Source organism: Emticicia sp. TH156 (assembly GCF_002855535.1).
In the GTDB taxonomy this organism is placed as follows: domain Bacteria; phylum Bacteroidota; class Bacteroidia; order Cytophagales; family Spirosomataceae; genus Emticicia; species Emticicia fluvialis.
The window spans coordinates 404,701-431,652 of sequence record NZ_PKRS01000002.1 but is presented as its reverse complement, the minus strand read 5'-3'; the positions used below and the strand labels follow the sequence as shown (position 1 = coordinate 431,652).

General features: G+C 41.3%; 22 protein-coding genes. 12 read left to right on the top strand and 10 right to left on the bottom strand.

From position 1 onward, the window contains the following. Positions 1–23 precede the first annotated feature (23 nt). From C0V77_RS05780 to C0V77_RS05770, 3 genes are all read right to left on the bottom strand, one after another. Positions 24–3,320, bottom strand: a complete 3,297-nt coding sequence (locus C0V77_RS05780) for an exodeoxyribonuclease V subunit beta (RefSeq protein ID WP_101725372.1) — start codon at positions 3,318–3,320, stop codon at positions 24–26. A 26-nt stretch (positions 3,321–3,346) separates the two neighbouring features. Then, positions 3,347–4,126, bottom strand: coding sequence for a transglutaminase family protein (locus C0V77_RS05775; RefSeq protein ID WP_101725371.1), 780 nt, complete (start codon positions 4,124–4,126; stop codon positions 3,347–3,349). Between the two features lie 85 nt (positions 4,127–4,211). Next, positions 4,212–5,042: an alpha/beta hydrolase gene (locus C0V77_RS05770; protein ID WP_101725370.1), complete on the bottom strand. Its 831-nt coding sequence runs from the start codon at positions 5,040–5,042 to the stop codon at positions 4,212–4,214. Between the two features lie 176 nt (positions 5,043–5,218). Here C0V77_RS05770 and C0V77_RS05765 point away from each other — a divergent pair, with 176 nt between their 5' ends. The 5 genes from C0V77_RS05765 (at position 5,219) to C0V77_RS05745 (ending at position 11,671) form a co-directional block, all read left to right on the top strand. Then, positions 5,219–6,478: a serine hydrolase gene (locus C0V77_RS05765; RefSeq protein ID WP_101725509.1), complete on the top strand. Its 1,260-nt coding sequence runs from the start codon at positions 5,219–5,221 to the stop codon at positions 6,476–6,478. A 331-nt stretch (positions 6,479–6,809) separates the two neighbouring features. Continuing rightward, positions 6,810–8,549, top strand: a complete 1,740-nt coding sequence (locus C0V77_RS05760) for a DEAD/DEAH box helicase (protein WP_101725369.1) — start codon at positions 6,810–6,812, stop codon at positions 8,547–8,549. 129 nt (positions 8,550–8,678) lie between these two features. Further along, positions 8,679–8,969, top strand: a complete 291-nt coding sequence (locus C0V77_RS05755; RefSeq protein WP_101725368.1) for a hypothetical protein — start codon at positions 8,679–8,681, stop codon at positions 8,967–8,969. A 268-nt stretch (positions 8,970–9,237) separates the two neighbouring features. Continuing rightward, entirely contained in the window at positions 9,238–9,942 is a 705-nt protein-coding gene (locus tag C0V77_RS05750) for a hypothetical protein (protein ID WP_101725367.1), read from the top strand. Between the two features lie 118 nt (positions 9,943–10,060). Next, positions 10,061–11,671, top strand: a complete 1,611-nt coding sequence (locus C0V77_RS05745) for a hypothetical protein (RefSeq protein WP_158237887.1) — start codon at positions 10,061–10,063, stop codon at positions 11,669–11,671. Between the two features lie 20 nt (positions 11,672–11,691). Here C0V77_RS05745 and C0V77_RS05740 read toward each other — a convergent pair whose 3' ends face one another. Both C0V77_RS05740 and C0V77_RS05735 read right to left on the bottom strand, forming a co-directional pair. Continuing rightward, positions 11,692–12,555, bottom strand: coding sequence for a DMT family transporter (locus tag C0V77_RS05740; protein ID WP_101725365.1), 864 nt, complete (start codon positions 12,553–12,555; stop codon positions 11,692–11,694). After that, on the bottom strand, positions 12,552–13,349 hold the full coding sequence (locus C0V77_RS05735) for a TatD family hydrolase (protein WP_101725364.1): 798 nt from the start codon (positions 13,347–13,349) through the stop codon (positions 12,552–12,554). Before C0V77_RS05735 ends, C0V77_RS05740 begins: the two co-directional genes overlap by 4 nt. A gap of 76 nt (positions 13,350–13,425) precedes the next feature. Here C0V77_RS05735 and C0V77_RS05730 point away from each other — a divergent pair, with 76 nt between their 5' ends. Genes C0V77_RS05730 through C0V77_RS05720 form a run of 3 tightly spaced genes read left to right on the top strand, consistent with a single transcriptional unit; the run spans position 13,426 to position 16,222 of the window. Further along, complete coding sequence (locus C0V77_RS05730) at positions 13,426–14,187, top strand: glycosyltransferase family 2 protein (protein ID WP_101725363.1); 762 nt, start codon at positions 13,426–13,428, stop codon at positions 14,185–14,187. Positions 14,188–14,194: 7 nt separating this feature from the next. Next, a complete protein-coding gene (locus C0V77_RS05725; protein ID WP_101725362.1) occupies positions 14,195–14,707 on the top strand; it encodes a metallophosphoesterase in 513 nt (170 codons plus the stop codon). Between the two features lie 15 nt (positions 14,708–14,722). Beyond that, complete coding sequence (locus C0V77_RS05720) at positions 14,723–16,222, top strand: hypothetical protein (RefSeq protein ID WP_143706012.1); 1,500 nt, start codon at positions 14,723–14,725, stop codon at positions 16,220–16,222. A gap of 2 nt (positions 16,223–16,224) precedes the next feature. Here the strand turns inward: C0V77_RS05720 and C0V77_RS05715 are convergent, their stop codons facing one another. Both C0V77_RS05715 and C0V77_RS05710 read right to left on the bottom strand, forming a co-directional pair. Beyond that, a complete protein-coding gene (locus C0V77_RS05715; protein WP_101725360.1) occupies positions 16,225–17,145 on the bottom strand; it encodes an FAD:protein FMN transferase in 921 nt (306 codons plus the stop codon). A gap of 4 nt (positions 17,146–17,149) precedes the next feature. Next, complete coding sequence (locus C0V77_RS05710; protein ID WP_101725359.1) at positions 17,150–17,848, bottom strand: hypothetical protein; 699 nt, start codon at positions 17,846–17,848, stop codon at positions 17,150–17,152. Between the two features lie 117 nt (positions 17,849–17,965). Between C0V77_RS05710 and C0V77_RS05705 the strand changes: the two genes are divergently transcribed. Continuing rightward, a complete protein-coding gene (locus C0V77_RS05705) occupies positions 17,966–18,325 on the top strand; it encodes a hypothetical protein (RefSeq protein WP_229236207.1) in 360 nt (119 codons plus the stop codon). Between the two features lie 37 nt (positions 18,326–18,362). Here C0V77_RS05705 and murC read toward each other — a convergent pair whose 3' ends face one another. Beyond that, positions 18,363–19,835, bottom strand: a complete 1,473-nt coding sequence (gene murC, locus C0V77_RS05700; RefSeq protein WP_101725358.1) for a UDP-N-acetylmuramate--L-alanine ligase — start codon at positions 19,833–19,835, stop codon at positions 18,363–18,365. Positions 19,836–20,069: 234 nt separating this feature from the next. On the opposite strand from murC, the gene C0V77_RS05695 reads away from it, so the two are divergent. After that, positions 20,070–21,554 carry an arginine decarboxylase gene (locus C0V77_RS05695; protein WP_229236206.1) on the top strand — a complete coding sequence of 495 codons (1,485 nt, stop codon included), beginning with the start codon at positions 20,070–20,072 and terminating at the stop codon, positions 21,552–21,554. A gap of 50 nt (positions 21,555–21,604) precedes the next feature. Beyond that, positions 21,605–21,730 carry a hypothetical protein gene (locus C0V77_RS23460; protein ID WP_255408950.1) on the top strand — a complete coding sequence of 42 codons (126 nt, stop codon included), beginning with the start codon at positions 21,605–21,607 and terminating at the stop codon, positions 21,728–21,730. Positions 21,731–21,777: 47 nt separating this feature from the next. Here C0V77_RS23460 and C0V77_RS05690 read toward each other — a convergent pair whose 3' ends face one another. Continuing rightward, on the bottom strand, positions 21,778–22,299 hold the full coding sequence (locus C0V77_RS05690) for an HAD-IIIA family hydrolase (RefSeq protein ID WP_101725357.1): 522 nt from the start codon (positions 22,297–22,299) through the stop codon (positions 21,778–21,780). Positions 22,300–22,454: 155 nt separating this feature from the next. Here C0V77_RS05690 and C0V77_RS05685 point away from each other — a divergent pair, with 155 nt between their 5' ends. Further along, positions 22,455–23,318, top strand: coding sequence for a sterol desaturase family protein (locus tag C0V77_RS05685; protein WP_101725356.1), 864 nt, complete (start codon positions 22,455–22,457; stop codon positions 23,316–23,318). Positions 23,319–23,495: 177 nt separating this feature from the next. Here the strand turns inward: C0V77_RS05685 and C0V77_RS05680 are convergent, their stop codons facing one another. After that, on the bottom strand, positions 23,496–26,804 hold the full coding sequence (locus C0V77_RS05680; protein WP_101725507.1) for a carboxypeptidase regulatory-like domain-containing protein: 3,309 nt from the start codon (positions 26,802–26,804) through the stop codon (positions 23,496–23,498). Positions 26,805–26,952 lie beyond the last annotated feature (148 nt).

Here is a 26,952-nt window from a genome sequence, read left to right as displayed (position 1 = left end):
TATTTGCCGGCAGGTATCTGCCATCAGAATGGTACCGGTAATACCTCTGCCGACTCGAGATATACTAACAGCAGGCTTGGGTTAAGATAACCCATTTGCTGATATAATCTGCCTAAATAGCTGATATCCCTGCTGTCTTTCTCTATTCTGGCGGGCTCATGGCTGCCGTAGGTTTTATAACTGATAACAAATACTTTATTATCTATAAAAACCACACGGTCGGCACGTTTTATTTCACCATTGGGTAATAAAATTTCTCTTTCGTTTTCAACTGTTAATCCCTCTTCAAAAAGAGGCGCCAACAGCGGTAAATTCATTATTTTATGAAGAGAACTCTCAATCGAATTGTATTCATTGAGGCTGATAACCCCTTCAAAAGCTAACTCTCTTAGCGCATTGGGTATATCACTTTTGCTTTTTATTTTGGCAAGTGCAGACCGCACCTTATTGTGTTTGTCTTTGGTTTTGTCAAGTGTTTCGGTATCAAAAATCTTTTCTGATAACCGCCTTAACCGGAGCCTGTCGCTACGGTCTTCGCTGATTATTTTTTTCAGTACTAATGTGTTATTGTCGGCAGGCTTTTTATCATGCTTTTTTATAAAAGTACCTTTGTTGATTTCATAGAAGTTCAAATCGGCATCAAATACACCTTCTACCTGTAAAAAATCTTTTACGAGTTCTCCGACACCCTGTATTTTCCCCTGAAAGTTTTTCTGAGAGATAACGTATAACTGATGTGCCGCTCGGGTAAAAGCTACATACAGCATATTCAGGTTTTCAAGAAAAGTGGCCTGCATCTCCTGATTATATTGTTCTGTCAGTTCAGTCATTTTTAGTTTTTCGCTGAATTTAACAGGTGCCGACATCAGTTTTACGTTTTGTGTCTCTGATTTATGCCATAGTTCTTCGTATTCAAGGGTTTCTAAGTCGGCCCATATCTCTGCCTGATTTTGCGGGCGCATGGACCATTGCGCATAGGGGATAATTACAACCGGATATTCCAGCCCTTTGGAGCGGTGAATGGTTGTGATGGTAATGGCATTTTCTTCGGCCGGTGATTTAACAGACAGCACTGAACTATCTTTTTTGTCCTGCCAGTAAACCAGAAAATCCTGCAAGTGGTTGCTTTCTTTCAGGCTGTAGTTTAGCACCACATCTAAAAACCTGAACAGGTAGTTTTTCTGATGCGAACGGTTGAATAAATCAAAAGCATCAATAATCTTTTCTGTAAGCTCATAGATTCCGGCTTTTATCATATTAGCGGGGTCGAGCTTATAACCGTAACGGCTGAAGATTTCATAAAAGGCCGTAGAGTTGCTGGTTTCAGCCAGGTTCTTTATTTCAGAAGTGGCTTCGTTGTCTGGCATCTGGTTCAGAATAGTCTGGTAAAACAAATACGCTGCTTCAGATTTTGCCAGTCGATTATTGGGCTGATTGATTACCCTCATCAATGCAATCAGTAAACGCACATAGGGTGAATTTTTAAGCAGAAGCGAGTCACGCGAGATAATCGGGTACCCGGCTTGTGTCAGAAAGTCTGCCACAGCAGATGACTCACGGTTACGGCGGCATAAGATGGCTATATCACCCACGTTATACCCTTGCTGTTGTACCTGCTCAACCAACCCAAGCACCCGGTTAAGCATAACTGCTCCTTCTTTGTCGTAATCAAGAAATTCAATTTGTATATGCCCGCCGGTTGGCGAGCTTGTGGGTTTTTCTTGTCTGAAATCTTCATACACACTGGGTAAAAACTGAAACTCGGCTGAGTATCTATCAAGCGATGCTTCAAAAAATCGGTTATTGAAATCAATTACTTCCTGTGCGCTTCTGAAATTAGTGTTAAGCGCTTTAGGCGTAAGGAAATTACCAATAGACATAAATTGTTCAGCCTGATGTTTCTGTATCAGCGAATTTTGCAACAATGCGTTTATATTGCCTTTAAACAAATGCACAATCAGTTCCATCTTACCACCACGCCAGCGATAAATAGCCTGCTTGGCGTCGCCCACCACCAAATTAAAATGATTGCCTGCCAATGAGTTTTCAATAAGTGGCAGCAGGTTGTAGAACTGCATATCTGAGGTATCCTGAAACTCGTCAATCAGCAGGTGCAGGTATTTTTCACCAATGCGCTCATAAATGAAAGGAACAGGCTCTGATAGAATGATGCTTAGAATCTTCCGGTTAAACTCGGCTATAAAAACCTGATTTTTCTCGGTTAGAACCTCGTCAAACTCATCTTTCATTTTTTTCAGAAGCGACAGCTTTCTGAGATTGGGGCGAAGCACGCTGTAAAGCGTGTATTTTTTCAGATGATTATCTTTGAAGTCCTGCATTTCGAAGAAGATGCTTCTCAAATCTTCTTTGATGCTGTCTATAGCCGCCTGGGTGGGTTTGGGGGTGCCTTTGGCGCTATACCATTTGTCGTCTCTTACAGCAGCCCAATGATAACTATTGGGTGACCCTTCTTTTTTGGTATAATATTCATTGGTAAAGTCGTCGCGCATATTATAAAAATATCCGCCTATGCCTTTACCTTTCTGTGTAAAATCGTCAACAGAAAGTCCCTGTGCTTCTATCAGTTGGATAGCCTTGATTGCCAATTCTCTGATGGTGTCCTCAAACCATTTCAGATAATTATGAATATTAGTTGAAATTTCGTTGAAATCGGCGCTTTCAAGTCTGTCCAGTTTTACCAGTAGAGGGTAATACTGGTCATTAATGAGGTGATTGCCGAATTTGGCCAGCTCGTCTGTTACAAAGTTCCAGCTTTGCCCGTCACCAACTTTATCTTTTATGAAGTTTTCCAGAATCGCACTAATCTCTCTGTGTTCTTCATTTCCTGCTTTTTCAATCAGGCGTTCAGCTGCTTCGGTCATTACCCGGTCGGTATCCAGTACAATTTCGTAGTTGTAGGGCAGGCCTAATTCTTCAGTAAAGGCATTTACCAGTTGGTTGACGAAACTATCGATGGTTTTCACGGCAAAATCAGAATATTCCTGAATAATATTCCTGAAAACAGTATTGGCTCTTTTTTGTATTACGTCTTCAGGCAAGCCGGTCTCTTCTACAATCATTCTGAACATCGGCCAGTATCTGGCACCCTCAGCCAATCGTTCTTCATTGCCTATTTCTTTCAGTGCATCCAGAATACGGTCTTTCATTTCTGTTGCAGCATCGTTCGTAAAAGTAATGGCTAATATCTGCTTAAAATAGAACGGGCGTTCGGTTTTCAGCACCAGTTTAAGATATTCTTTGGTGAGCGTAAAGGTTTTTCCGGAACCCGCCGATGAACTGTAAATATTAAATTGAGACATTTAATGGGTGTTTAAAAATCAAATTCTCAGGCAGGCGCTACCGATACCTGCATCTGGGTTAGTTCCATGCTGCCAAACTGTGTGGCCATGGCTACATCGGCGGCATCACGGCCATAGGCTAACACCACTCTTTTGCCTCTTGGTTGGGTTTGTGTGGCATCAAATGTGTACCACCTGCCCCCCAGGTAAGCCTCAAACCAGGCATGCAGGTCCATTGGTTTAAGCTCATATAAATAGCCTACCACCAGGCGCGCCGGGATATTCAGGCTGCGGCAAAGCGCAATGCCCAGATGAGAGAAGTCTCTGCAAACCCCTATGCGGGTTTCGGCAGTATTTTGGGCAGAGGTAGAGGCATTGCTATGGCCATATTCATACCTGATGTTTTCGTTTATCCATTGTCTGATAGCCTCTGCCTGCTGGTATCCGGTTACCTGATTTTGCACAATTGATGCAGCCATTTGCCCCATTTTGTCTGACTCGCAATAGCGGCTTGGCAAAAGATAAATCAGTGTTTCATCCGGCAATAACTGCACCGGAACATAATTAGCATTAAAATCTACGTCAATAAAATCGGCAACTTCTACAATGGCCGACGTGCGAATGGTAAAATTAGAATCTGGTGTAAATATTCTCTGGCAAAGGTTGCCATAAAGGTCTGTATATTCAATTACAGGAACAGAGGGCTGCAACAGGTATTCTTCCTTGATTATCCATTGACCTGAGCCACTGCGTGGCCTAAGCATCAGAATAAGCGGGGTGTTCTGCTCTGTTTCATAATCAAGCTGGCAACTAATAGAAAGTTTCATTTATTGAATAAATAGATTAACCTGTTTTTTTGATGTACGTTTAATTGTTAAAAAATTATGCCAACTATTAATAGGAATTAATGACTTATGAATGAGCTTTTATCCAGTTGAAGAGGTCGTTCAGTATGTCATATTTTTCAAATTCATTATGCAATTCATGGTATAGTTTATCATAGCGTTTAAAGGTAACATCACCCGAGAGTTTCGAAGCCAGTTCTTTGGTTGCGCTGAAACTCGTCAGCCTGTCTTCGGTGCCATGTATCAACAGCAGTGGGGCAGGGGTAGTTCCGGCGTTACCCAACAGCCATTCGCCCCATTCTATTAGTCCAAGGCCTACCACACCCGAAACCTGATTATGCACCAGTGGGTCGGCTTTATACGCTGCCATAACACCGGGGTCATGAGACAGATAGTTTAAATCAAGTGAATTGGACTGAGTGAATGAAGGCGCTACCATGCGGGCCAGACGCCCGATTGCCAGCAGGAATTTGGGTGGAGCAAAACCCGGCCTAACAGCAGGCGAAGTAGCAATGACACCCGCAATAGACGGATGATACCTGAACAGATAGTTGAGCACGAGGGTTCCGCCCATACTATGGCCATAAAGAAATACAGGTTTTTGAGGTACAGCTTGAGCGGCCAGCGTCAGTAAACGCTCTATTTGCTGCATGTATGCTTCCATTGATTCTGCATGGCCTCTTTTGCCGGTGGTTTGGCCGTGTCCGTATGTATCAACGGCTATTACACCGTAATTATGCGCCGTAAAGAATTCAGCCACGTGTTCGTAACGGCCGCTGTGTTCTCCCAAACCATGTACAAGAGCTATTATGCCGTCTGCCTGCTGCTCGGGTAACCACTGCTGAAAGAAAACTTTGCGCCGTTTTGGGTCGGTTTCAAAAAAAGACTTGTGAATCATGTCGGTTTACATATATAACTCAAATGTAAGGCAATTTCGCTGAATAATTTCAGGCCTGCTGTAATATAATGCCTGTGTAAAATGAACCTTACCGATGCACAATAATCAGCAGGAAATTTTATATTTGTTTTTCTAAGCGTATGAACAAACATTATCTATTTAAAACCTCTATCAATATGAAATATTTCTGCTCCTTAGCATTGCTGATGCTGTTTAATCAATTCGTTTTTTCGCAGGCATTAACCCCGGGTACACCAGAAAGCCAGGGCATGAGTACTGTCCGATTACAGCGCATGGACAAAGTGATTAACGAGTATGTAGCTAAGTCTTACATGGCCGGTGTTGTGGTACTGGTAGCGCGTAACGGTAAAACCGTTTATCATAAAGCCTATGGATATGACGACATCAGCACCAAAAAAGCAATGGACAAAAATGCAATTTTCCGTATTGCCTCCCAGACCAAGGCAATTACCAGCGTAGCGGTAATGATGTTGTTTGAAGAAGGTAAGTTCTTGCTCGATGACCCCATCTCTAAATATATACCGTCGTTCAAAAATCCGGTTGTACTTGATAAGTTCAATGAAAAAGACAGTAGCTATACCACAACACCTGCCAGGAGAGAAATTACTATACGTGATTTATTGACACATACCTCTGGCATCGGGTATCCGATGATAGGCTCAAAAGAAGCTGTGGCAATCTATGCTAAAAATAATATCCCAAGCGGTGTTGATACCCCGTTTAATACCCTGGAAGATGCTATCAACAGGTTGGCAAAGCTTCCTTTGGCACACAACCCGGGCGAAAAATTTACGTACGGACTTAATACAGATGTGCTGGGGTATCTGGTAGAAGTGGTTTCTGGCGTAAGTTTTGATGAATTTCTGCGTATGCGGATATTCAAACCGCTGGGAATGAACGACACCTATTTTTATTTGCCTGAGTCAAAATTTAACAGGCTTGCCACATTGAATACCGAAAACAAAGAGAAAAAAGTAATAAAAGCGCCTGCCAATGTAGGCGAGTATTCAAAAGCTAAGGGTACATATCATTCCGGAGGCGGTGGGCTGGTATCTACCGTTACTGACTACGCAGTTTTTCTGCAGATGGTACTTAATGGGGGTAAGTATAACGGCAAACAACTATTGAGCCCGGTTACTGTGAGAATGATGACCCAGAACCAGATAGGTGATATTAATCTGGGTTACAAGAAATTTGGTCTGGGCTTTGCCATAACTACTGAAAAAGAGGCCGCCAGGGTTCCGCCATCGGTGGGTACTTATGATTGGGGCGGGTATTATGGCACTACATATTGGGTAGACCCTAAGGAAGGGATTATCGGGTTAATCATGACACAGAAGGTACCCAACAGCTATGCCGATTTAGGAGATAAATTCAAAGTGCTGGTTTATCAGGCCATAACAAAACTCAATTAATTAGATTAATAATATTAGATATTGGAATAGTGATTTTCAGGCGGGGTGAAAGTCACTATTCTAGAAAAAATACAATTATTTTGGCTCAATGCTTGCAAAATAGGATGGTTAGTATTAGTTTTGCAAAAGTTTTATAAAAGGCACATCCGATTGGGCCTCTGCGTAAATATAATTTCGACACAAAGAGTTTCTCTTTCTTTCAAATTCCTTTCAGAGCAGGCAACGGATGGTTCTCATCGTTCGCTTTATTATTTTTCGGCATTCGGGGCAATTCACGGTTTTGCGTGAGAACGGCAGTGTAGGTTCCGACTTAAAAAACATTTTATCCTTAATGGAATCAGTAAAATTTTCCGAGCTTCCGCTTTCGGAGTATGTTCTTCGTGCGATTGAAGAATTAGGTTTTGAGTACGCTACCCCTATCCAGTCAGCAGCTATTCCGGTTGTAATGCGTGGTGGCGACGTAATTGGCCAGGCGCAAACAGGTACAGGTAAAACTGCTGCCTTTGGTATACCGGCCATAGAAGCAGTTGACGAAACAGACAGAAGCACACAGGTTTTAATTATGTGCCCTACGCGTGAGTTGGCACTGCAGGTAAAAGAGCAGATTCAAAAACTGGCCAAGTACAAAAAAGGCTTGAACGTAGCTGCGATTTATGGTGGTGAGTCATACGAGCGCCAATTCCTTGCCTTGAAAAAAGGTTCTCAGATTGTGGTAGGTACGCCTGGCCGTATTATGGACCACATTGAACGCAAAACACTTGTGTTGAGCGATATTAAGCTGGCAATTCTTGATGAAGCCGATGAAATGCTTAATATGGGTTTCCGTGAAGATATTGAAAAAATCTTGTCTTTTTCTCCGACTGAAAGACAAACCCTGTTGTTTTCGGCTACTATGTCGCCCGAAATCCTTTCAATAACCAAGCGTTTTCAGAAAGACCCTGAAATTATTAAAACATTGAAAAAAGAGGTTTCAAACGCCAACATTGAACAGTTTTTCTTTGCTGTACGTAAAGAAGCTAAAATGGAGGTAATGACCCGCCTGATAGATGTGCATGATTTGAAACTGATGCTTGTGTTTGCCAACACGAAATCTAAAGTTGATGAAATCGTGAGCGAGTTGCAGGTACGTGGCTACGCCGCTGAGGGTTTGCATGGAGACATGCGCCAGCAGGTGCGTTCTCAGGTTATGAGCAAATTCCGCGCGGGTGTAACAACGATACTGGTAGCTACTGACGTAGCAGCTCGTGGTATTGACGTTTCTGGTGTAGATGCAGTCTTTAACTTTGATGTGCCGCAAGACCTTGAGTATTACGTGCACCGCATTGGCCGTACTGGTCGTGCCGGTAAAACCGGTAAAGCCTTTATGCTTATTTCAGGCCGTGATAAATACCGTCTGCGTGACATCGAGAATTATACTAAAGTAAAAATTGAACAAGGAAAAATACCGACATTCAATGAATTGGTAAAGACGCGTCATCGTAAATTCATTGATCAGGTAAGAGAAACGCTTCTTGCCGGAGTAGACAATTTCTATGAAGATATTGTAGGCGAATTGAGCGAAGAAGGCTATTCTGATGCACAAATTATGGCTGCTTTGATTAACATGCAGGTTGGAGCCGTAAAAAGCGAATTCTCTGATGCACAACTTTCTGACAGCTACCGTGAACCAAGGACTCAGGACACAAGATTTGAAAGAAAAGACGCAAGAGGCAGCTTTGGCAGCAGAGATGCCGGACGCCGCGAATTTGGCGGAAGAGACCAGCAACGTGGAACTGAACGCCGTTTTGAACCCCGTGACAGACGTCAGGACCCGGGTAGCCGTGGTTCGGGCAGAACAGACATGGTTCGCTTGTTTATCAGTGTAGGCCGTAAAGATAACGTTGCCCCTAACCATATTGTAGGTGCCATTACGTCAGAAGCCCGCATTGCAGGCCGTGCCATTGGTCAAATTGATATTTATGATAAATTCAGTTTTGTTGAGGTTCCTCAGCAAGATGTAAAAAAAGTATTAGACGGTATGCAAGGCAAAACCATTAATGCCCGCGAGGTAAGTATGGAAATTGCGAAGTAATAATTCGTCATTAATACAATATAAAGCACAAAATCATCGGTTTTGTGCTTTTTTTTATTAATAAGCTCGCATTTGTACAAAAAATATTTTATATTTGGTTAGTCTCTTACCCTTTAAATACTAACCCGTATGAAAACTTGCAGTTTAATTGCCAACATTTGTATGCTGGTGATTCTCATTCCTGCAGCATTTGGCGCCATCATGTCGCCCTATGTATTCAATGCAGGAACAAGCCAATCGGCATGGTTGATTTTCGGAACGCTCGTTGCTTTACCCATTTTAATTGTTTCCACCCAGGTGGTTTCCTGGATAGCATTTGTGAAAAGAAACTACGACTTTGCTTTTAAAGTAAGCCTGGTGCCAATGGTGGATATTCTGATTATGGTTTTTTTGTTTACGGTTAGTTATGAATTGAAGTAGAATTGTAAAAAAATTGAAAGCCCGGGAAATGTTTCGTTTCCGGGCTTTTTTTGTTGCATTAGAAATGTTTTGCCTTGGCTTTTGCCCCTCAAAAGCCAGGAAACAATTTTTTAATATTAAATCATATAAACTAAACAGGTACTTCTTGCATTTTTCTGATTTATGGGTTTAATGAAAAAACAGACTGTTTTTCGCTTGTAGTTTTTAAGTATATTTATACTGATTGGCTTACAGAGATTTAATTGTATTGAACTATAAGTGAGTAATCATGAAGACTTTTCTTCTAAATACCTTTCTGTTTTTTTGTGGCTTGCTTCCTTGTTGTTGTCAGGGATCACAAAAAGATACTTCAATTGTTCAGACCTTCAGGCAAGCGGTTGTAGGTTTAAATGTTTCAACCCTTGGCGCAGGTACGAACCTTTCAGTAATGATTCCCTCAAAAGTTGTTTTACTGGCTGAACTCGGATTCAGTTATTTCAGGTTTACAAGAGAGCTGAATCTGAAATTGCCGGAAGGGTCTTCGGTATTTTTTCAGCCGGATATACATCGAAACGTTGTAACCGGTATGCTAAGCTGGTACCCGTTTAAGAAAGAAAAGTTCTTTTTAAGAGCAGGCCTCGGCTATTGTGTAAGGCAAAAGTATTTTGTAAGGGTTACTTCGCCAACGGGGCTTCTTTTGGGTGGTGTCGAAATCGCCTCAGAAGATTTCGGACAGGTAGATTTAGATATTAAATGGAGTAATTTAATGCCTTATGCCGGTATTGGTTTTGGCAAACCAATACCAAAGAAGAAACTAGGCGTAAATTTTAATATAGGTTGTTTTTATATGGGCAGCCCTAAAATAAATGCGGGATTTCAGGGTTTTCTTGAGTCTACCACCCTGGATAGCCAGATTGCCCTTATTGAGAAGAATGTTAGAAATTATAGTTATTTTCCGATGCTTTCAGTTAGTCTCAGATACAGACTTAACTGATTCAAGGCGTATGAAGGCTTTCTTAACAGCAAAATATTGGATGATAGGCCTTCATGATTAGTGGTTAAAAGTTCTACCAAAGTAAAAAATCATTTATAGCCGTTTTATGAAGCTTAAAATGTCATATAGATTGCTGATTGCAATATTTCTTGAATGTTTTGTTCTGGGTGCCTGCGACAATCCGCTTGATGGCTTTCAGTTGCTATTCAAAGAGCCCATTGAGAAGTCTAAACTTGAAATAAGGTTTTCAAGCGCTACCGGAAAACTCCCTGAAGACATCAGGCTTACAATAGCTGGTAAAGATGCCGACAAGATAGTAACCAACCTGAATACAAAAAACTTCAGAATAAATAAGGAGGGCCTTATTTTTCTGGCCGTCAGTCCTGATGTTACTCCTTCAGCACAATCACCGGTTTCATTTACTGTAGTAGCTGAGGCAGAGGGCTATACAAAAATAATTAAGGAGTTTACTTTTACTGATGCCGGTAATCAGTTCTTTAACCCTCGTTTTTTTAGTGTGGCAAATCCGCCTGCCGGGGTATCTGCTAATCAGTTTAAGTTAATGGCAGGTAAAAACGGAGCAACCACTCAATTAGCAATGTTAAAGTCAGAGAACGTAACTAAACAGGAAAATGTAGTTGTAACCGTAAAAGAGGGCACAGCTTTTCTGAACAAGCAGAAGCAAGCCGTAGCCGGAGATATCGATTTGGTGGTTTATCATTTTGATAACCGTTCCGGTTCTTCCTATCTGCCAGAAGATGGTCTGGCCCGTAACCCGGTAGACAAAAACAATAGTAGCTTAACAGATGCTTTCAGTTTTTCGACAATGGCAGGTTTTGCGGTTATAGAGGCAAGTTCAGGTACGCAAGAGGTAGCCAGCTCGTTTTCAAAACCCATTACAGTTACATTTGAATTGAACCCGGCTACCATAAATCCTGACACAAAAGCCGCAATAAAAGCAGGAGATATTATACCATTAATAAGCTATAACTCTGACACAGGTGTCTGGAAAGTAGAGGGGAGTTCAGTAATTAACAGAAATACAGGCACGAGTAAGTTAGAATGTACTGCAGAAATCGGTTATGCTGCCTATTGGATAAACGGTTGGCCGCGCTGGCTTTGTAAACAGGGACCCACGGTTACCGTCAAAAGTAATTTTAAAGACGTAGATCTGTATTATTATTGCGAGTTGGTAAATGCCAAAACAGGTATTGCCTTTGCAGGATATTATATCAGCTTAAACAATACTGCCGCGTTTCAATTCAATTATTTGCCAAAAGAAACCGAAGAAGCCAGGCTTAGATTATTTAATCACAATCATATTTACGGAGGAGACGTCAAGAAACCAATTGCCGAATCGGGCAGTTTAAATATTTGCGAAAACATAAGCTTTGTTCTGGATGTGAGTTCTTTACCTGTTCCGCAGGCTATAGAGCTTGTGTTTGACATCACCTGCCCAAAGGGCATGAAACTCGATGAAAACGCTATCCCGTCTCAAATGAAAACCCAGTTTAGCGAACCCGGCAAAAATCAATGGGTTAATATGCCTACAATTACAAAAGATGTAAGAGTTGCCAAAACTTACATGCTTAGAATTGGCCAGCGTTATGATCTGCGCGCCAGTACCGATGGCGGTGTAAACTGGCCATACAAACAGAATAATTACCTGATTGACAAAAGAAGGTGGTCATTTGAGATATTAGGCGAAGAGCTAGGCTATTGTAAATAGCACAAGTTTAGTGAATAACCTTATTTAGTTTTTTCTCTCTGCCCAATGTATAAACCGGCTATTACAAGGGCTGTACCCAAAAAGGTATGATAGGTGATGGGCTCGTTCAGAAGAAAGTAAGAATAAATAAAGCCGAAAATAGGGCAGAGAAACAAAAACATAGATGCTTTTACCGCATCTGCTTTAAGTAGATAAAGCCATAGTTGCACTGCCAATACAGAAACCGGCAAGGTGAGCCAAAGAACCGACAAAGTAAAGTTGAGGTCATAATGGTTTGGCTCTTTGTGCATTAAAACAGTGAGTGGCAGCATGATAACACCCCCTATAAATACCTGCCAGCCATTAATGGCTGTCCTAGAAAGTTTCCAGTCTATGTTTGAATAATAAATAGTGCCAACAGAGTAAGAGAGCATACTCAGAAACAGATAAAACAAGCCTAGAGGAGAAGCGTAGCTTTCCTGAAACAGGGGATAAGTAGCCACTGCCACCCCTGCCAGCCCCATAAGTACGGCCGTCCATTCGGCCCATTTTACCTGCCGGCCAATCCAGAACGCCGAAAGAATACTGATAAACAACGGATTGGTTGCCGTAGCCAAACTGCCTAAACCCGCAGCTACTTCTTTAATGCCTAGCACAAAAAAACTCAGGTAAAGTGTTACGTTCAGCGAGCCGAAGATGGTTAACTCACGCCATTCTTTACCCTTGGGTAGCCTGTCTTTTTGCACCACAAACGAGTAAGCCAGCATTATAATGCCGGCGGCAAGAAACCGAACCTGAAAAAGCACCAGTGGCTCAGCCGAACGGAGACCAAGCTTGGCAGCGGCAGAGGCAGAAGCCCACAAAGCGGCAAAAAGTAATCCTGTTAAAATAAGTTTCAGGTTCAAAGCTCTGGTGTAATACTCTCTATTAAATTCATTGCATTGGCAGTTGTCTGATGAACCACATCTTCATACGATAATTGCTTCAGTTCAGCAATCCGTTGGGCCACCAACGCCAGGTAGGCCACTTCGTTTCTTTTGCCTCTGTGCGGCACAGGGGCAAGATAGGGCGAGTCTGTTTCCAGTACCAGATGCTCCAGTCCTATGTGTGGCAACACTTTGTCTATCCCTCCGTTTTTAAAGGTGGCAACGCCGCCTATGCCTAACAAAAAGTTTAGACTAACAACTCTTCGGGCTTCATCCAGATTCCCAGAGAAACAATGAAAAATTCCTCTCAAATCGCTCCACCCGAATTGCTCAATCAGTTCAATACAACGCACAATGGCATTCAGCTCTCCATTTTTCGAATTACGCGAATGGATGCAAATAGGTAAACTATATTTCTGAGCCAGGCGCAGCTGGGCAATAAATGCTTCTTCCTGTTGTGGTACAAATGTTAAGTCCCAGTAGAAATCAATGCCTATTTCGCCAATCATGGCAAACTTTCTTCGGGCCAGCCATTGTTCAGTATTGTTCAGTTCTTGTTCGTAGTCTTCTTTTATATAACACGGGTGAACGCCCATCATGGGTACACATAGCCCGGGGTACTGTTGCTCCAAGGTCAGCATGCCGTCTATGGTCTCATGGTTGCAGTTAGGCATCCAGATTTGTTTAATGCCTGTTGCCAGGGCTCTTTCAAGCATTTGGGAACGGTCTGGCTCAAACTGCTCATCGTAAATATGTGCGTGGGTTTCAATCATTAATCCTGAATTTTTTGCAAAATTACAATGTTAAAACTGCAAACAATATTACTTTTGAAATTAAAAGCTTATCCGCATGAATCTTTCGGTAGTTATACTTACCTACAATAGTACCCGCACAATCAGACAGGTTCTGGAGGCCGTAGCCGGATGGGCAAACGAAATAGTAATTGTTGACAGCGGCAGCACAGACGGAACGCTTGAAATTGCAAAAGAATTTGGATGCCGCGTTTTTTACAAAGCATTTAACGGTTTTGGTAATCAGAAACGCTTTGCTGTTGAGCAGGCAATTAATGACTGGGTATTTGTGGTAGATTCGGATGAAGTGGTAACTCAGGAACTAAAAAATGAGATTGACGCCAGCCTTGAATCCAATACCGGGTATCAGGGTTTTAAGGTGCCTCGCATACTTATCTTCCTGGGCAAGGAGTTAAAATATGGCCGCGAATCTAAATTAGCTACCCTTCGGATATTTAATAAGCGCTACGGGAATTATAATACAAATGATGTGCACGAAGATGTGGTGCTGGATGGCAAAACATTGACATTGAAAAACAGTATGTTGCACTACAGTTTCTCTGATGTAGCCGAGTTTTTTCAGAAAATGAACGACTATTCGTCCAGAAGTGCTTTTGAACTCTACAAAAAAGGTAAGCGTGCCTCAACATTAAAAGTAGTTACTAAATTTCCGGTAAGTTTTTTTGTTGAGTATTTTATCAGACTTAATTTCCTTAATGGTTATGCAGGGCTGGTTTGGTCGCTTACACAGGCTGTTTATGCAAGTCTGAAATACATTAAGCTGAAAGAACTGCAAAGCCGGCCCTCATTTTCAAATTAACGTTCTTATGACTACTGTCGGACTTATTTCGGATACCCATGGGTATCTGGACAAACAGGTTTTTGAACATTTCAAAACCTGTGACGAAATATGGCATGCTGGCGATGTGGGTTCTGTGTCAATTATTGAACAATTGCAGGCGTTTAAACCAACCCGCTTTGTATTTGGCAATATTGACTCAAAAGAAATACAATGGCAATTGCCCGAACACCAGTTTTTTGAGTTAGAGGGCTACCGTATCTGGATGACTCACATAGGCGGAGCACCACCTGGTTATAACCCGGCCATAAAGAAAAAACTGAGAGAGCAGATACCCGATATTTTTGTTTGTGGGCACTCGCATATACTCAGGGTTATACGAGACGAAAAAAAGAGCAACATGCTGTATATGAATCCGGGAGCAGCCGGAAATGAGGGCTTTCATAAAGTAAAAACTTTATTGAAATTTTCTCTCGATAACAGAAAAATGTCTAACTTAGAGGTTGTAGAATTGGGCAGACGAGGGCTGGTAATCCGTTGACTTTTAAGATGCTTTATGAAAAACACTGATAGACTTTACCTGTTGGCTCTATTATTTTTATGGCTGTTTTCCATAGATGCAAGCGCTCAGCTCATGCAGGGGAAAAGAATTGAGCTGGACCTGGCCAGTAGCACTGAAGAAGAACACCAGTTGTATTCGTTAGGCGAACAGGGCGTTTTGCTGTTTCATTCAAAAGAAGACTTATACAAGCGCAAAAAGAGCATCGATTTTGTGAGATATGACAGTAGCCTGGTTGAATTATGGAAAACTCCGTTTGCCGTTGAAGATGAGTTTAACTTAATAAGAACTTTTCAGAACGAGCGTTTTTTGTTTAGTCTTTTTAAAAAACGTGAAAAGACAGATATAGGTGTTTTAAGGCTTGACCTTGAAACCGGCGACAAAACCTATATTGAGGGCAATCTGCTTACTAATATGGATATAGACCATTTTGTGGTATTGCAGAGTAAAGGATATATAGGTGGCAAATTTAACGACCGCCCGGTGGTTGTAATGTTTAATTTCTTCGATAAAACCTCAAGAGTTTTACCAGAAATCCACGCCAATCATTTGTCAATCAGCGAGATGGACGTAAATTATGAGGATGGCTTGCTACTGGTGATGCTGAAAAACGATAGAAATTGCCAGTACATAGTAAAAACTTACTCTTATGAGGGTAAACATTTGCGGACTTTAAATCTGGGCGACAAACAGAAAACGCCCATTTCAGGCAAGATTCTGACAATGGCCAACGGCTCCCCTTTACTTTTGGGTAATTATGCCGAGGGGTGTTCTCCTCTATCAATCGGGTTTTATCTGCAGAGGCTCGACCATGACTCTAAAATTCAATATATAGATTTTTCTGACCTGGATAATTTTTTCAGCTTTTTGAAACCAAGAAAAGAAGAAAAGATAAAAGCGAAAATAAGACAAAAAAAACAGCAGGGTAAAGAAGTGAAGCTCCGCAACCGTTTACTTTTGCACAACATAATACCCACACCCGATGGATGGTTAATGGTAGCCGAAGTATTCTATCCTGAATATAAGTCTCCATCTAATGGAAGTATAAGTACCTGGCGTAATTATAGGATTGGGGGCGAGGTGTACAATAACTTCAGATATACGCACGCCATTATTTGCGGGTTTGACCACCACGGCAAATTAGTCTGGGATAACAGCGTTTCGCTGAAAGAAGTGCAATCGGGCGAGTTGAACCCTATGGTACAGATAACCCATCAGAACGATTTTTTTATACTGGCGTATCCTGACGAAGACCAGATAAAGACAGTGATAGTACGTAAAAATGAAAAAGTAAAAGACCTTGACAGCTTCGACTTAAAAGCAGGCACCGAAACGGAGAAAATTACAGATACTGACCGAACCAGCCTGGTAGCGTGGTACGGTCACAGTTTTCTGGTTTATGGATACCAGACCATCAGAAAAGATAACAGCCTGATTAACCGGGAGGTATTTACTATAAATAAACTTACTTATTCATTGAAAGACGGTAAACAGTAATATCAGAAAACCCTTGCTTTCAATTTTCTGGCCAGTTTTTGTCCTTTTTCATTACTCATCAGATATATTCCTTTCGAAAGCCACTCAGAGCTGGTGCCGTCTTTGGTAATAACCGTAATCTGTTTAGGTTCTGTAGTGCCTATTCCGGTTTTGGGGTCTAGTATGTGCGAATATTTCCTGCCATTAATTTCCACAAACTGGTATTTATCTCCTGAAGTTGAAATCCCGCAGTTTTTCAGGTAGTAATCCTCATTGTTGATGGTTACTTTCCAGCCTTTTTCTTTTGGCGGAGCAGCAGAGACCACAATGTTGCCTCCGGCTTCAATCATGGCAGAGCGTATTCCCTCATTTTTAAGCGTCTTCATCATTTCATCTTCTGCATAACCCTTACCAATGCCTCCAAAATCAATCCGCATGCCTTTTTTCTTTAACATAACAGACTGTTCCTGTTTATGAAGTACTATGTTTTCAATGCCAACTTTTGCACGGGCTTCTTCAATCAGCTTATCGGTTGGCAATTGCTGCTGGCGTTTCATACGGCGCCACAGTTGTGTCATAGGCCCAATAGTTATATCAAAATAGCCATCGGTAAGGCGGGCTGCCTCTATTGAGGCTTGTGTGATACGCCATAAATCGTTGCTGACTTTTACAAAAGCGCCAGAGCCGGATGTGCGGCAAAGGGTATTTATTTCACTGTCTTCGCGGTAGTCGCTCAATAGCATATTAAGGGTATCTAACCGGATAAACGCCTTTTGAGATGCCCTGAGTGCCTGAGTAGAATCTGCGGCATACAGTATAATTCTGAACATAGTGCCCATTTGCGGATGTATAAATTCATAGCGGTTTTGCGCATGGGCATAACTGCAAAAAAAGAGGAATAAGCCCAGCAGGCTATTCCTCTTTTTAAAAAATATTTCAGGCATTGTTTTACTTAATTTCAAACAGGCTGTCTGCCAGGTTAGTATTTACGGTAATTTTATCAACTTTTAGTTCCAACTGAGCCATTCCTAAATCCTGATTCAGTTTATATGGCATTTTTACACCGCTTACGTCTTTGTAGTCGCTGAAATCAGTAATAATGGTTTGAGAACCCATCGGAGTCTCGGCAGTAAGTGATTGACGCACCTTCAGGCCGGTAGTAGTATCATAATATTCGGTCATTTTAACTGCTCCTATAGTTACCTCAATTTTGTGTGCATCTGCATTGTTGATTTTTTCTTTACCAACATAGTTCAGTTTGGCACCAAGGCTGGTATATTCTGCCTCAGGCGCTATATATGCCTGCATGGCTACCGCTTTTACTTTTTCAGGGTCAGTAATATCTTCTGAGCCTTGCATACCAGAGGCGCGCACTTTGGTGCCATCATACACTTGTTTCTGAACTTCTCCCATACCCACTACGCTGATGGCTTGCAGAAATTTACCGGGTGATTTTTTTTGCACCACTACTTCAAGGCTTGCACCTTGTACTTCACCGGTTAGGTTCATGGTTAAATCTTTCAGTTTTGATATAGCTTCTTTACCACCGATAGCCTTTACATAGTTATTAATAACGTCTTCGGCTGTTTGGGCAAAAGATAGGGTGCTAATCAGAAATGCCGATACGAAAAAGCTTACTTTTTTCATTGATTGGTTTAGTTAATGGGTTTAAATGTTGCCGTAAAGGTGTGAAAGGATTGGATAGTTTCCTAATTATTTTGTGATAATCGGCTTTAAATGCTCGAAAATTAACATAAATGGCTGATGAAAAACAGAATGTTTCTAATAAACAAAATACTTCTTATTTTTGACCAGATGATTATTATTAAAGGAATACCTCTCAGTAGAATAAACGGAATTACGCTTTTTCCGTTTATTATTGTCAGACCCCGGAACCCGGATAAGGTCCTGATTAATCATGAGCGGATACATATTCGCCAGCAACTGGAATTGTTAGTGATACCGTTTTATATCTGGTATGTTGCCGAGTGGCTGTATCATTATTTACGATGTGGCGAATGGTGGACAGCCTACAGAAGAATCGGTTTTGAGAAAGAGGCCTACGCCAACCAGGAAGACTTAAATTACCTGAAGACCAGAAAACTCTGGGCGTTTTTGAAATAGAGGTAGAGGCAACCAGGAGTGCCTCTACCTGCCGGTATTATTCTGAATCAAATACTTTTTTGAATTGCGAAAGCAGACCTGACCACGAATTAGATTCTTTACTCTGCGATATTACCTTTACCTTCGGAAACTCTTCTTTTACCTCTTTTTCAAGAACCCGCTTAGTGAGTTCTGGCAGAACCAGTCCGCCAAATGTGCCAGACGACATCATTAACAGGTTGGTCTGAAACCAGTTTTGCTCAAGCAGGTAATCAACTATCTGCTCTCGCTCTGTAAATACCAGCAGGTTATCGTCGCCAAAGGCTTCCTTTATTTCATCTGCTGAAATTGCCGGTAGACGCTTCATTTCTAAAGTATGAGGCGAGTAGAAAACCACGGCCACATCGGCATCGTTCATTGTGCCTTCATACTGCGGTAGAAAATCTTTGTTCAGGCTGCTGAATGTATGTAGTTCATAGCAGGCTATAAGCCGGCGGTTGTTGTACAGCATTTTGGTGGCATGGGTAGTAGCCTTCAGTTTAGAAGGCGCATGCGCAAAGTCTCTGAATACAAGTGTATTGGCATTTTCGCCGAGTTTTTCTAAACGTTTAGATGCTCCCTTAAAATGCCTGATAGCCTCATAAAACTGTTCGTCTGAAATACCCAGACGGTCTAGTATGAGCCTGGCGCCATTGAGATTTTTCATGTTGTGTTCGCCAAAAATCTCAAGTGGCACTTCGGTTTTTCCCACCAATAGCACGCATTTACCATTCTCAACCTTGTAAGGATGTGCTTTATACGGAAGTTTAGCTACATCGGCACGGTCTTTTTCACCAATTACTTTGGCTATATCGTCGGTTTCATCATACACAATGGCTCCGGCTTTAGGCAGGCCGTCTGCCAGTTCTTCAAAAGTGCTTACATAACTATCAAAAGTTTTGAAAACATTGAAGTGGTCCCAGGCTATACCGCTGATAAGCGCCACGTGTGGATGATAGAATAGGAATTTAGATTTGAGATGTATTTTTGACTCCGGATACTCGTCACCTTCAATAATGATAACCGGCGAGTCGTCGTTCAGGTCTACCATAATGTCAAAACCTTCAATCTGAGCTCCTACCAGATAGTCAAACTTTCTATTATGATATTTTAATACATGTAAAATAATACTGGTAATGCTTGTTTTGCCATGACTGCCCGCAATTACAACCCTTAGTTTATTAAGGCTTTGTTCATAAATATATTCCGGGAACGAATACACCTTCAGGCCGAGTTCCTGGGCTTTTGCTAACTCGGGGTTATCTGCAAAAGCATGCATTCCTAATATGACAGCGTCTAGATCTTTTGTTATTTTTTCAGGAAACCACCCTAATTCAGCTGGTAAGATACCGGCAGCAGCCAGGCGGCTTTTTGAAGGGTCGTTTATTTCATCGTCTGAACCGGTTACGATATATCCTTTTTTTTGTAGCGCAAGGGCCAGGTTGTGCATCACAGCGCCACCTATAGCGATAAAGTGAATTTTTTGGCTCATTTATAATAAGTATTTCACAAACCCAGACTTTTTCAAGTACCTGTCTTCGGGGGTTTCAGGTGATAATTGCAAAAAATAAAAGTAATAAAAAAATATGAACCACAGGTATTAAAACTGTGTTACAAATATCAGTTGCAAAGTTGTTAAATTTATATCACATTTGCACACTATTTTAGTCAGAGATAGGCGTTAACATTACAAAACCTTTAAAAATTTTATGCATTTTACTTAGAGATGAAACGTTACATAGATCTAATAGAACAAACTTTTGAATTTCCGACGAGGGAATTTGGTGTTGATGAAGAACATACACTGATGTTTAATAACGTACCACTGATGGATATTATTAAGCAGTATGGCACTCCTCTTAAAATCAGTTATTTGCCTAAAATTTCAGAGCATGTAGAAAACGCAAAGTTGCTTTTCAGAAATGCCATGAAAAAATATAATTACAAAGGAAGCTATACCTATTGTTACTGTACGAAATCATCGCATTTCAAGTTTGTTATAGAAACGGCCCTTAAAAGTAACGTTCACCTTGAAACCTCTTCTGCATTTGACATTGACATCATCAGGTCGTTGTATGAAGAAGAGAAAATCAATGAAAATACCTATATTATATGCAATGGTTATAAAAGACCTAAGTATCTGGAAGGTATATCGGCTCTGCATAATGACGGCTTTGTAAATTGTATTCCGATTCTGGACAACCTGAAAGAGATTGACTATTATCTTCAGAACTCTAAGGCAGAAACAGTAAATCTGGGAATAAGAATTGCCACTGATGAAGAACCCAACTTTGCTTTTTATACTTCAAGGCTGGGTGTTAGGTATAGCGACATCAATGATTTGTATAAGGATAAAATTAAGCCTAATCCTAATTTTAAGCTAAAAATGCTGCATTTCTTTATCAATGCAGGTATAAAAGATAACGCTTACTATTGGTCTGAGCTGACACGCTTTATGTTTAAATACTGCGAAATGAAGAAGATGTGCCCGGACCTTGATTCGATAGACATTGGAGGGGGGCTGCCGATTCAGACCTCGCTGGTGTTTAATTATGATTACCAGGCAATGATTGACGAAATTATTGAGAATATTCAGTGGATTTGTAATAAAAATAATGTTCCTGTACCCCATATTTTTACAGAATTCGGGAGTTATACAGTAGGCGAAAGCGGCGCAGTTATTTACAAAGTAATTGATAAAAAACAACAAAATGACCGTGAGCTATGGTATATGATTGACGGCTCATTTATTACTCAGCTGCCTGACTCATGGGGTATTGGCCAGAAGTACATCATGATGCCTGTTAACAACTGGGACAGCCCCTATGAAAAGGTAAATCTGGGCGGATTAACCTGCGACTCCCAGGATTTTTATAATACAGAAGCCCACTCAGAAGATTTATACCTGCCCATTTTTGATATTGAGAACGAAGACCAGTATATAGGGTTTTTCCATACAGGCGCCTATCAGGAATCGCTGGGCGGTTATGGGGGTATTCAGCACTGCCTGATTCCGGCTCCGCAGCACGTGTTAGTGAATCTGGATGCTGAAGGAAATATAACTACAGAACTCTTTGCAGATGAACAGGAAAGCAACTCAATGATGGAAATACTGGGTTATAAGTCTAGCAAAAAGAAAGAGACCCACACCATACCGGGTAACGGATCTGCAAAAAAGAACAAGAAAACCGCAGAAGATGCACTGGTATAAAATAAACTGAGGATTTAAGCGTTTTGATTAGAACTGATATGTAATACAAAATGAAGGCTAAAGTACTCATTCTTTTTCTTTTAGCAGGTGCATTGATGGCCTCATGCCGCCGTCAGCAATGCCCGGCATACGGTAAAACTACCCCAAAGAGTGTAGCTGAGAAAAGCCATTGTTAATAGCAGAGGTGGTTTATGGTTAAGGTCATAAACCACCTCAAATATTATCAGGCCGGGTTTTCAGTTATAAATTTTGATGCCTCAAGAAGATTACTGAAACTGTAATCGGCCAGTTGGGTATTTTCCTTACCTGTGGCAATATGTATAGTTTTTACTCCTGCTTTTATTCCTGCCTTTACATCTCTTTCGGCATCGCCGATCATGTAAGAGTGCGCTGCATCAATATTATATTTTGCCATGGCTTTTTCAAGCATGAGAGAATCTGGTTTGCGAAGTAACGACTCAGAAGTATATTGTGGATGATGCGCACAAAAATAAATATCGTCAATAACACCGCCACATTGGCTTTGTAAAAAATCATAGCAATTCATTACGTCTTCACGGCTATAAAGTCCTTTGGCAATACCGGCCTGATTCGTTATTACAATAAGCAGGTAGCCGGCATTTTTCAACAGATTTAATCCGTCTACAACACCTTCAGGTATAATATAATCTTCTAGTTTATAAACATAATCTACCTTGTCTTCATTGAGTACTCCGTCTCTGTCAAGGAAAATGCATTTTTGCATACCGGCTAATTAGGTTAGTAATGTGTGAATAGTTAATATTACAAATTAAAGAAAAAATATAATAAATTGTAGCCAATATTTTGTAAAAATTTTATTTCTGGCTAAATTTCTTCGGCTTTAGATTTTAACTCTACCTACTTATCAATTGTTGATTTATGGAAAACATAATTGAATATTTCAGAACAATTCCTTCGTCGCATCGCAGCGCCATACTGGTAGGAGGGATCGCCTTCTTCTGGCTCATTGAAAGTGCTGTGCCGCTTTTCAGCTTTAAATATAACAAAATTAAGCATGCCGGTATCAATATATTCTTTACGCTTACTACGGTTGTTATTAATTTTGTTCTGGCGTTTATACTCCTTAAATCTTCAGACTGGGCCGTTGCCAATCATTTCGGAGTGTTACAATGGTTACCTGAAATGCCTTTATGGTTGTACACTGTGCTTGGGCTAATGCTTCTCGACCTGATTGGTGCATGGTTTGTGCATTGGGCAGAGCATAAGGTAAAATGGATGTGGCGGTTTCATCTGGTACATCATACAGATACACATGTAGATACCACCTCTGCTAACCGGCATCACCCCGGCGAAAGTGTCTTCAGGTTCATATTTACTACAGTAGGGGTTGTGCTTGCCGGAGCGCCCATGTGGATGGTCTTCATGTATCAGTCTATATCAGTACTATTATCGCAGTTTAACCATGCCAATATTGTGATACCAAAATGGCTCGATAACGCCATGAGCTGGGTGCTGGTGTCGCCAGATATGCATAAGGTACATCATCATTATGTTCAGCCTTATACAGATTCTAATTACGGAAATATATTTTCGATTTGGGACAGGCTCTTAGGTACTTTCAAGACGCTCGACCGCACCAAACTGGTGTATGGTATAGATACGCACATGAAACCTGAAGAGAACGACCGCCTGGGCAGTTTACTGAAAATTCCTTTCCAGGCCTACCGGCCACCGGTTGGGGCAAAATTCAGTGACGATGAGGTTTCAGAAATATCAGCTTAATGAGGCTTTACAATGCACACCGTTATCCTGCCGGCCGGGGCAGGATTTTTTTGCTCATGTAAGTCTATAAGCAACACTTCAGTTTATTAACAATCGATGTAATGGAGCCTTCTTAAAAGGAAAAATCCTGCTTCTTTCGAGGCAGGATTTTCCTTTATTTCTGGTATTCGTTTAATCTTAGTTAAAGATGTAACGAAGGGTTAACTGTGCATTCCAAACATCAGTTGCTGAGCTTCTTGATTGGAAAGTATCTTTCAATAACTCAGTTTTGGTAGTAATCGTTTTACCATCTGTGGTTCTTGATGTTTGCGTGTTTAATCTGTATTGAGGTATACCGTCTGTTGTAACACTAGCAAAAGCAAGAGGCGATGCGTTGCTTACAAATTTACCAATACCCCAGTTTCCGTTAAGCAGGTTACCAAAGTTCTGGATATCAGCTCTGATCTGGAAAGTGTTACGTTTACCTTTAACGTTCACGAAGAACTCCTGAATGTACGACAAGTCGAACTGATGTAACCAAGGTAGGATAGCACCGTTACGCTCAACATATTTGCCACGCATTTTGCTCAGGTAAGGATCCTGATCAATAAATTTGTCGAAAGCCGCTGCTTGTTGCTCGGCAGTATAAGTAGTACCGCTTACAGTAGTGTTAACGAATCTTAAATCGGAGGCTTTAAGAGGTACAAACAGAAGATCATTACCTGCAATACCATCGCCGTTCATATCACCTGCAATGGTGTAAGAGTAACGGCCTGTACCGGTGCCACCAACATAACCTAATGAAACCTGGCTTGCACCACCAAACTTACCACCGTACTCAATTCTGTAGCTGGCAGTACCTACCAATCTGTGAGGTATGTCGTTGTCGCTGTATGATAAACCAAGTTTGTTGTTACCATTTACACTTCTGGCACCTGTAAACGAACCAGAGGCAATTGAACCGGCACTCATCAGGTCACGGGTTTTTGCATAAGTATAGGCAAACATCGCGTAGAAGCCTTTTGTCCATGGTCTTTCAAGTTTGAAAGTCAACATTACGTTTTCACCTGCATTTTTGCTTGTAAGAATAGCTGCACGAGATACGTTATCGTTGATACGGATAGCGTTATTAAGGTTAGAACCTGTTAAGCCAGAACCCGGGAAACGGTCACGGGTATCAGGGCCGTTGAATTTGCCTGTGGCTGTTTCAAGGTTAGCATCAAAATACAATACCGAGTTAAGGAATTTATTGTAGATGAAATCTACCGACCCAACTAAACCAAACGGAAGTTTCTGGTCAACGGCAATGTTTGTTTTCCAAACCTGCGGGAATTTGTAATTGGCGTCTGTAGCGGCAATATCAAACGTAGAAGGCAACGTTGGCGTTGGAGGCGTATAAACGCTTGCATCTTTAACAAACGGGAATGCCGAGGTATTGCGTTGGTCTATAAAACCTGTCAGGATACCATTGTTACCAATCTGGTTAGATACAAATACATACGGAGGGCGGCCTGTGAAAATACCTGTACCACCACGTACCTGCGTACTGCGGTTGCCGGTTACATCCCAGTTAAAGCCTACGCGTGGTTCCCAAAGAATTTTGGCATCTGGTAAAGTACCTGTGTTAACCTTGTAAGAAGCGCCATCCATATTTTTGTATGTCTGGGCAGATATAACAGAATTTTCAAGAGCTGTATTTCCAAAAGCAATAACGCTGGCTCTCACACCATAAGTTAACTTGAAAGTACGAGACACCTGGTATTCATCCTGAGCATATAAGTCAAACTTATTAACTTTCAATACCTGTAATGGTTCAGCGCCACCAGGTAAAGCTGAGTAACGATACTGGAACATATTAGCTACAACGCTGTTATCGCCGTTCATGGCTTTTCTGAAATCGTCTAAAGAGTTGTAAACCCACACACCGTTAGAAGCCGGGAAGAACAAGTTATTTGATTTGTAGTTCTCGTAGTTAGTACCAAAAGTAAGCGTGTGCTTGTTTTTGAAAAGCGTAAAGTTATCAGTGATATGGAAAGTACCATAGTTTAGCTTATTGCTAGGCGTAAATGGGTCGAAACCAACTGATATATAAGTGGCATTGTTATTTAGGATGTCTATGGTAGGGAACATAGAGCCGGCGTAAGCGCGGTCTTCATTTTGGTGGTCATAACCAATAATGAAGTTATTGGCAGCTTTACCGCCAAAAGTTGAGTTCAACTCACCAACAATAGAGCGGGTGTTATCCTGAATAAAATAACCAGAGTTTTTGAACGACAATGAGTTGGCTGTTATACGGTTACCAAAACCAGCAGATGAACTATTGCTGATAGTTACGTAGTCTTGTGAGTTATGGAAAGTATAACGTACAGTAGCTTTGTGTTTATCGTTAATGTTGTAGTCTAAACGGGCAAGAAACTTATCTGAAGAGGTTTCGTCATCATAATTTTCGTATGGGCCTGTTTCATATCCGAATTTCTGTTTAACCAATGCGCTAACTTCTTCAATATCGGCTTTTTCAACACGTGTAGGGTTACCTGCGGTAGAACCTTTGGCAACAAATGCTGAGGCAGGTACAGTTCTTCTCTGGAACTCACCATTCACGAAAATAAACAATTTGTTTTTGATGATAGGCGCACCTACACGGAATCCTAAAACTTTCTCGTCGAATGTACCTGAAGTAACCGGGAAGCCTTCCGCTTTTGTACCAACAAAAGTTTTGCTGTTGTTACGGAAACTGTGATAAACAGATCCTGTTACTTCGTTAGTACCTGAGCGGGTTACGGCGTTCAGACCAGCACCTACGAAACCAGACTGGCGAACATCAAACGGGGCAACGTTGATTTGTACCTCTTCAATGGCATCAAGAGAGATGGCAGTAGAGTTGGTACGGCCACCTGCTTGCGCTTCAGAGCCAAGACCAAAACCATTGTTGAAAACCGAACCGTCAACGGTAAAGTTATTCAAACGGCTATCCTGACCACCAAAAGAACGACCGTTACCTTGCGGGTTGTATTTGGTGAAGTCGTTTATTGAGCGGCTACCGATGGTTGGTAATGATTGCAGTGCTTGTTTACTGATGGTAGTAGAGGCACCCGTTCTGTCAGAACTGAAAATGTCACTCCGGCTTGAAGTAACTTTAATTTCGTCAAGAATCGTTCCTTCGTCGCTTAACGATGCGTCTACGTTGGCAGCTGAACCCAGATTGGCAATAATGCCTTCTTTTACAAGGTCTTTAAAGCCAACAAAAGTAAAAGTTACTTTATAAGGGCCACCGATACGTACGGCTGGAATAGTGTAACGGCCGGTTGCGTTAGTTACGGTTCCGTATTTTGTACCTGAGGGTACGTGCACTGCAACTACAGTTGCACCGGGTAGGCCATCGCCCTTGGTGTCAGTAACCAAACCTGTAATAGATGAGGTTGTAACCTGAGCAAAGCCTTGAAACGCAAATAGAATTCCAACAAGGAGACTAAACGCTCCTCGCAAAAAAGTAGATTTTTGCATCATGTTTTTTTTGGAGTTAGAAATGTTCGAAGTAAAATTCATCAAGCAGATTATATTGCCTTGACAAAGGTCTTAAAAATTTTCCCTAAAAAAAACAAGCACCCATGTGTTTTATTTACATAAGTGCTTGATATTAAATATTTTATAGAAT

Bases quoted from the DNA above. Each gene is read 5' to 3' on its own strand.
- C0V77_RS05750 (WP_101725367.1), top strand. From the start codon at position 9,238: ATGAAGACTTTTCTTCTAAATACCTTTCTGTTTTTTTGTGGCTTGCTT.
- C0V77_RS05695 (WP_229236206.1), top strand. From the start codon at position 20,070: ATGAAACGTTACATAGATCTAATAGAACAAACTTTTGAATTTCCGACG.
- C0V77_RS05755 (WP_101725368.1), top strand. From the start codon at position 8,679: ATGAAAACTTGCAGTTTAATTGCCAACATTTGTATGCTGGTGATTCTC.
- C0V77_RS05760 (WP_101725369.1), top strand. From the start codon at position 6,810: ATGGAATCAGTAAAATTTTCCGAGCTTCCGCTTTCGGAGTATGTTCTT.
- C0V77_RS05705 (WP_229236207.1), top strand. From the start codon at position 17,966: ATGAAAAACAGAATGTTTCTAATAAACAAAATACTTCTTATTTTTGAC.
- C0V77_RS23460 (WP_255408950.1), top strand. From the start codon at position 21,605: ATGAAGGCTAAAGTACTCATTCTTTTTCTTTTAGCAGGTGCATTGATG.
- C0V77_RS05770 (WP_101725370.1), bottom strand. From the start codon at position 5,042: ATGATTCACAAGTCTTTTTTTGAAACCGACCCAAAACGGCGCAAAGTT.
- C0V77_RS05765 (WP_101725509.1), top strand. From the start codon at position 5,219: ATGAAATATTTCTGCTCCTTAGCATTGCTGATGCTGTTTAATCAATTC.
- C0V77_RS05775 (WP_101725371.1), bottom strand. From the start codon at position 4,126: ATGAAACTTTCTATTAGTTGCCAGCTTGATTATGAAACAGAGCAGAAC.
- murC (WP_101725358.1), bottom strand. From the start codon at position 19,835: ATGAGCCAAAAAATTCACTTTATCGCTATAGGTGGCGCTGTGATGCAC.
- C0V77_RS05715 (WP_101725360.1), bottom strand. From the start codon at position 17,145: ATGCCTGAAATATTTTTTAAAAAGAGGAATAGCCTGCTGGGCTTATTC.
- C0V77_RS05730 (WP_101725363.1), top strand. From the start codon at position 13,426: ATGAATCTTTCGGTAGTTATACTTACCTACAATAGTACCCGCACAATC.
- C0V77_RS05710 (WP_101725359.1), bottom strand. From the start codon at position 17,848: ATGAAAAAAGTAAGCTTTTTCGTATCGGCATTTCTGATTAGCACCCTA.
- C0V77_RS05725 (WP_101725362.1), top strand. From the start codon at position 14,195: ATGACTACTGTCGGACTTATTTCGGATACCCATGGGTATCTGGACAAA.
- C0V77_RS05745 (WP_158237887.1), top strand. From the start codon at position 10,061: ATGTCATATAGATTGCTGATTGCAATATTTCTTGAATGTTTTGTTCTG.
- C0V77_RS05720 (WP_143706012.1), top strand. From the start codon at position 14,723: ATGAAAAACACTGATAGACTTTACCTGTTGGCTCTATTATTTTTATGG.
- C0V77_RS05735 (WP_101725364.1), bottom strand. From the start codon at position 13,349: ATGATTGAAACCCACGCACATATTTACGATGAGCAGTTTGAGCCAGAC.
- C0V77_RS05680 (WP_101725507.1), bottom strand. From the start codon at position 26,804: ATGATGCAAAAATCTACTTTTTTGCGAGGAGCGTTTAGTCTCCTTGTT.
- C0V77_RS05685 (WP_101725356.1), top strand. From the start codon at position 22,455: ATGGAAAACATAATTGAATATTTCAGAACAATTCCTTCGTCGCATCGC.
- C0V77_RS05690 (WP_101725357.1), bottom strand. From the start codon at position 22,299: ATGCAAAAATGCATTTTCCTTGACAGAGACGGAGTACTCAATGAAGAC.
- C0V77_RS05780 (WP_101725372.1), bottom strand. From the start codon at position 3,320: ATGTCTCAATTTAATATTTACAGTTCATCGGCGGGTTCCGGAAAAACC.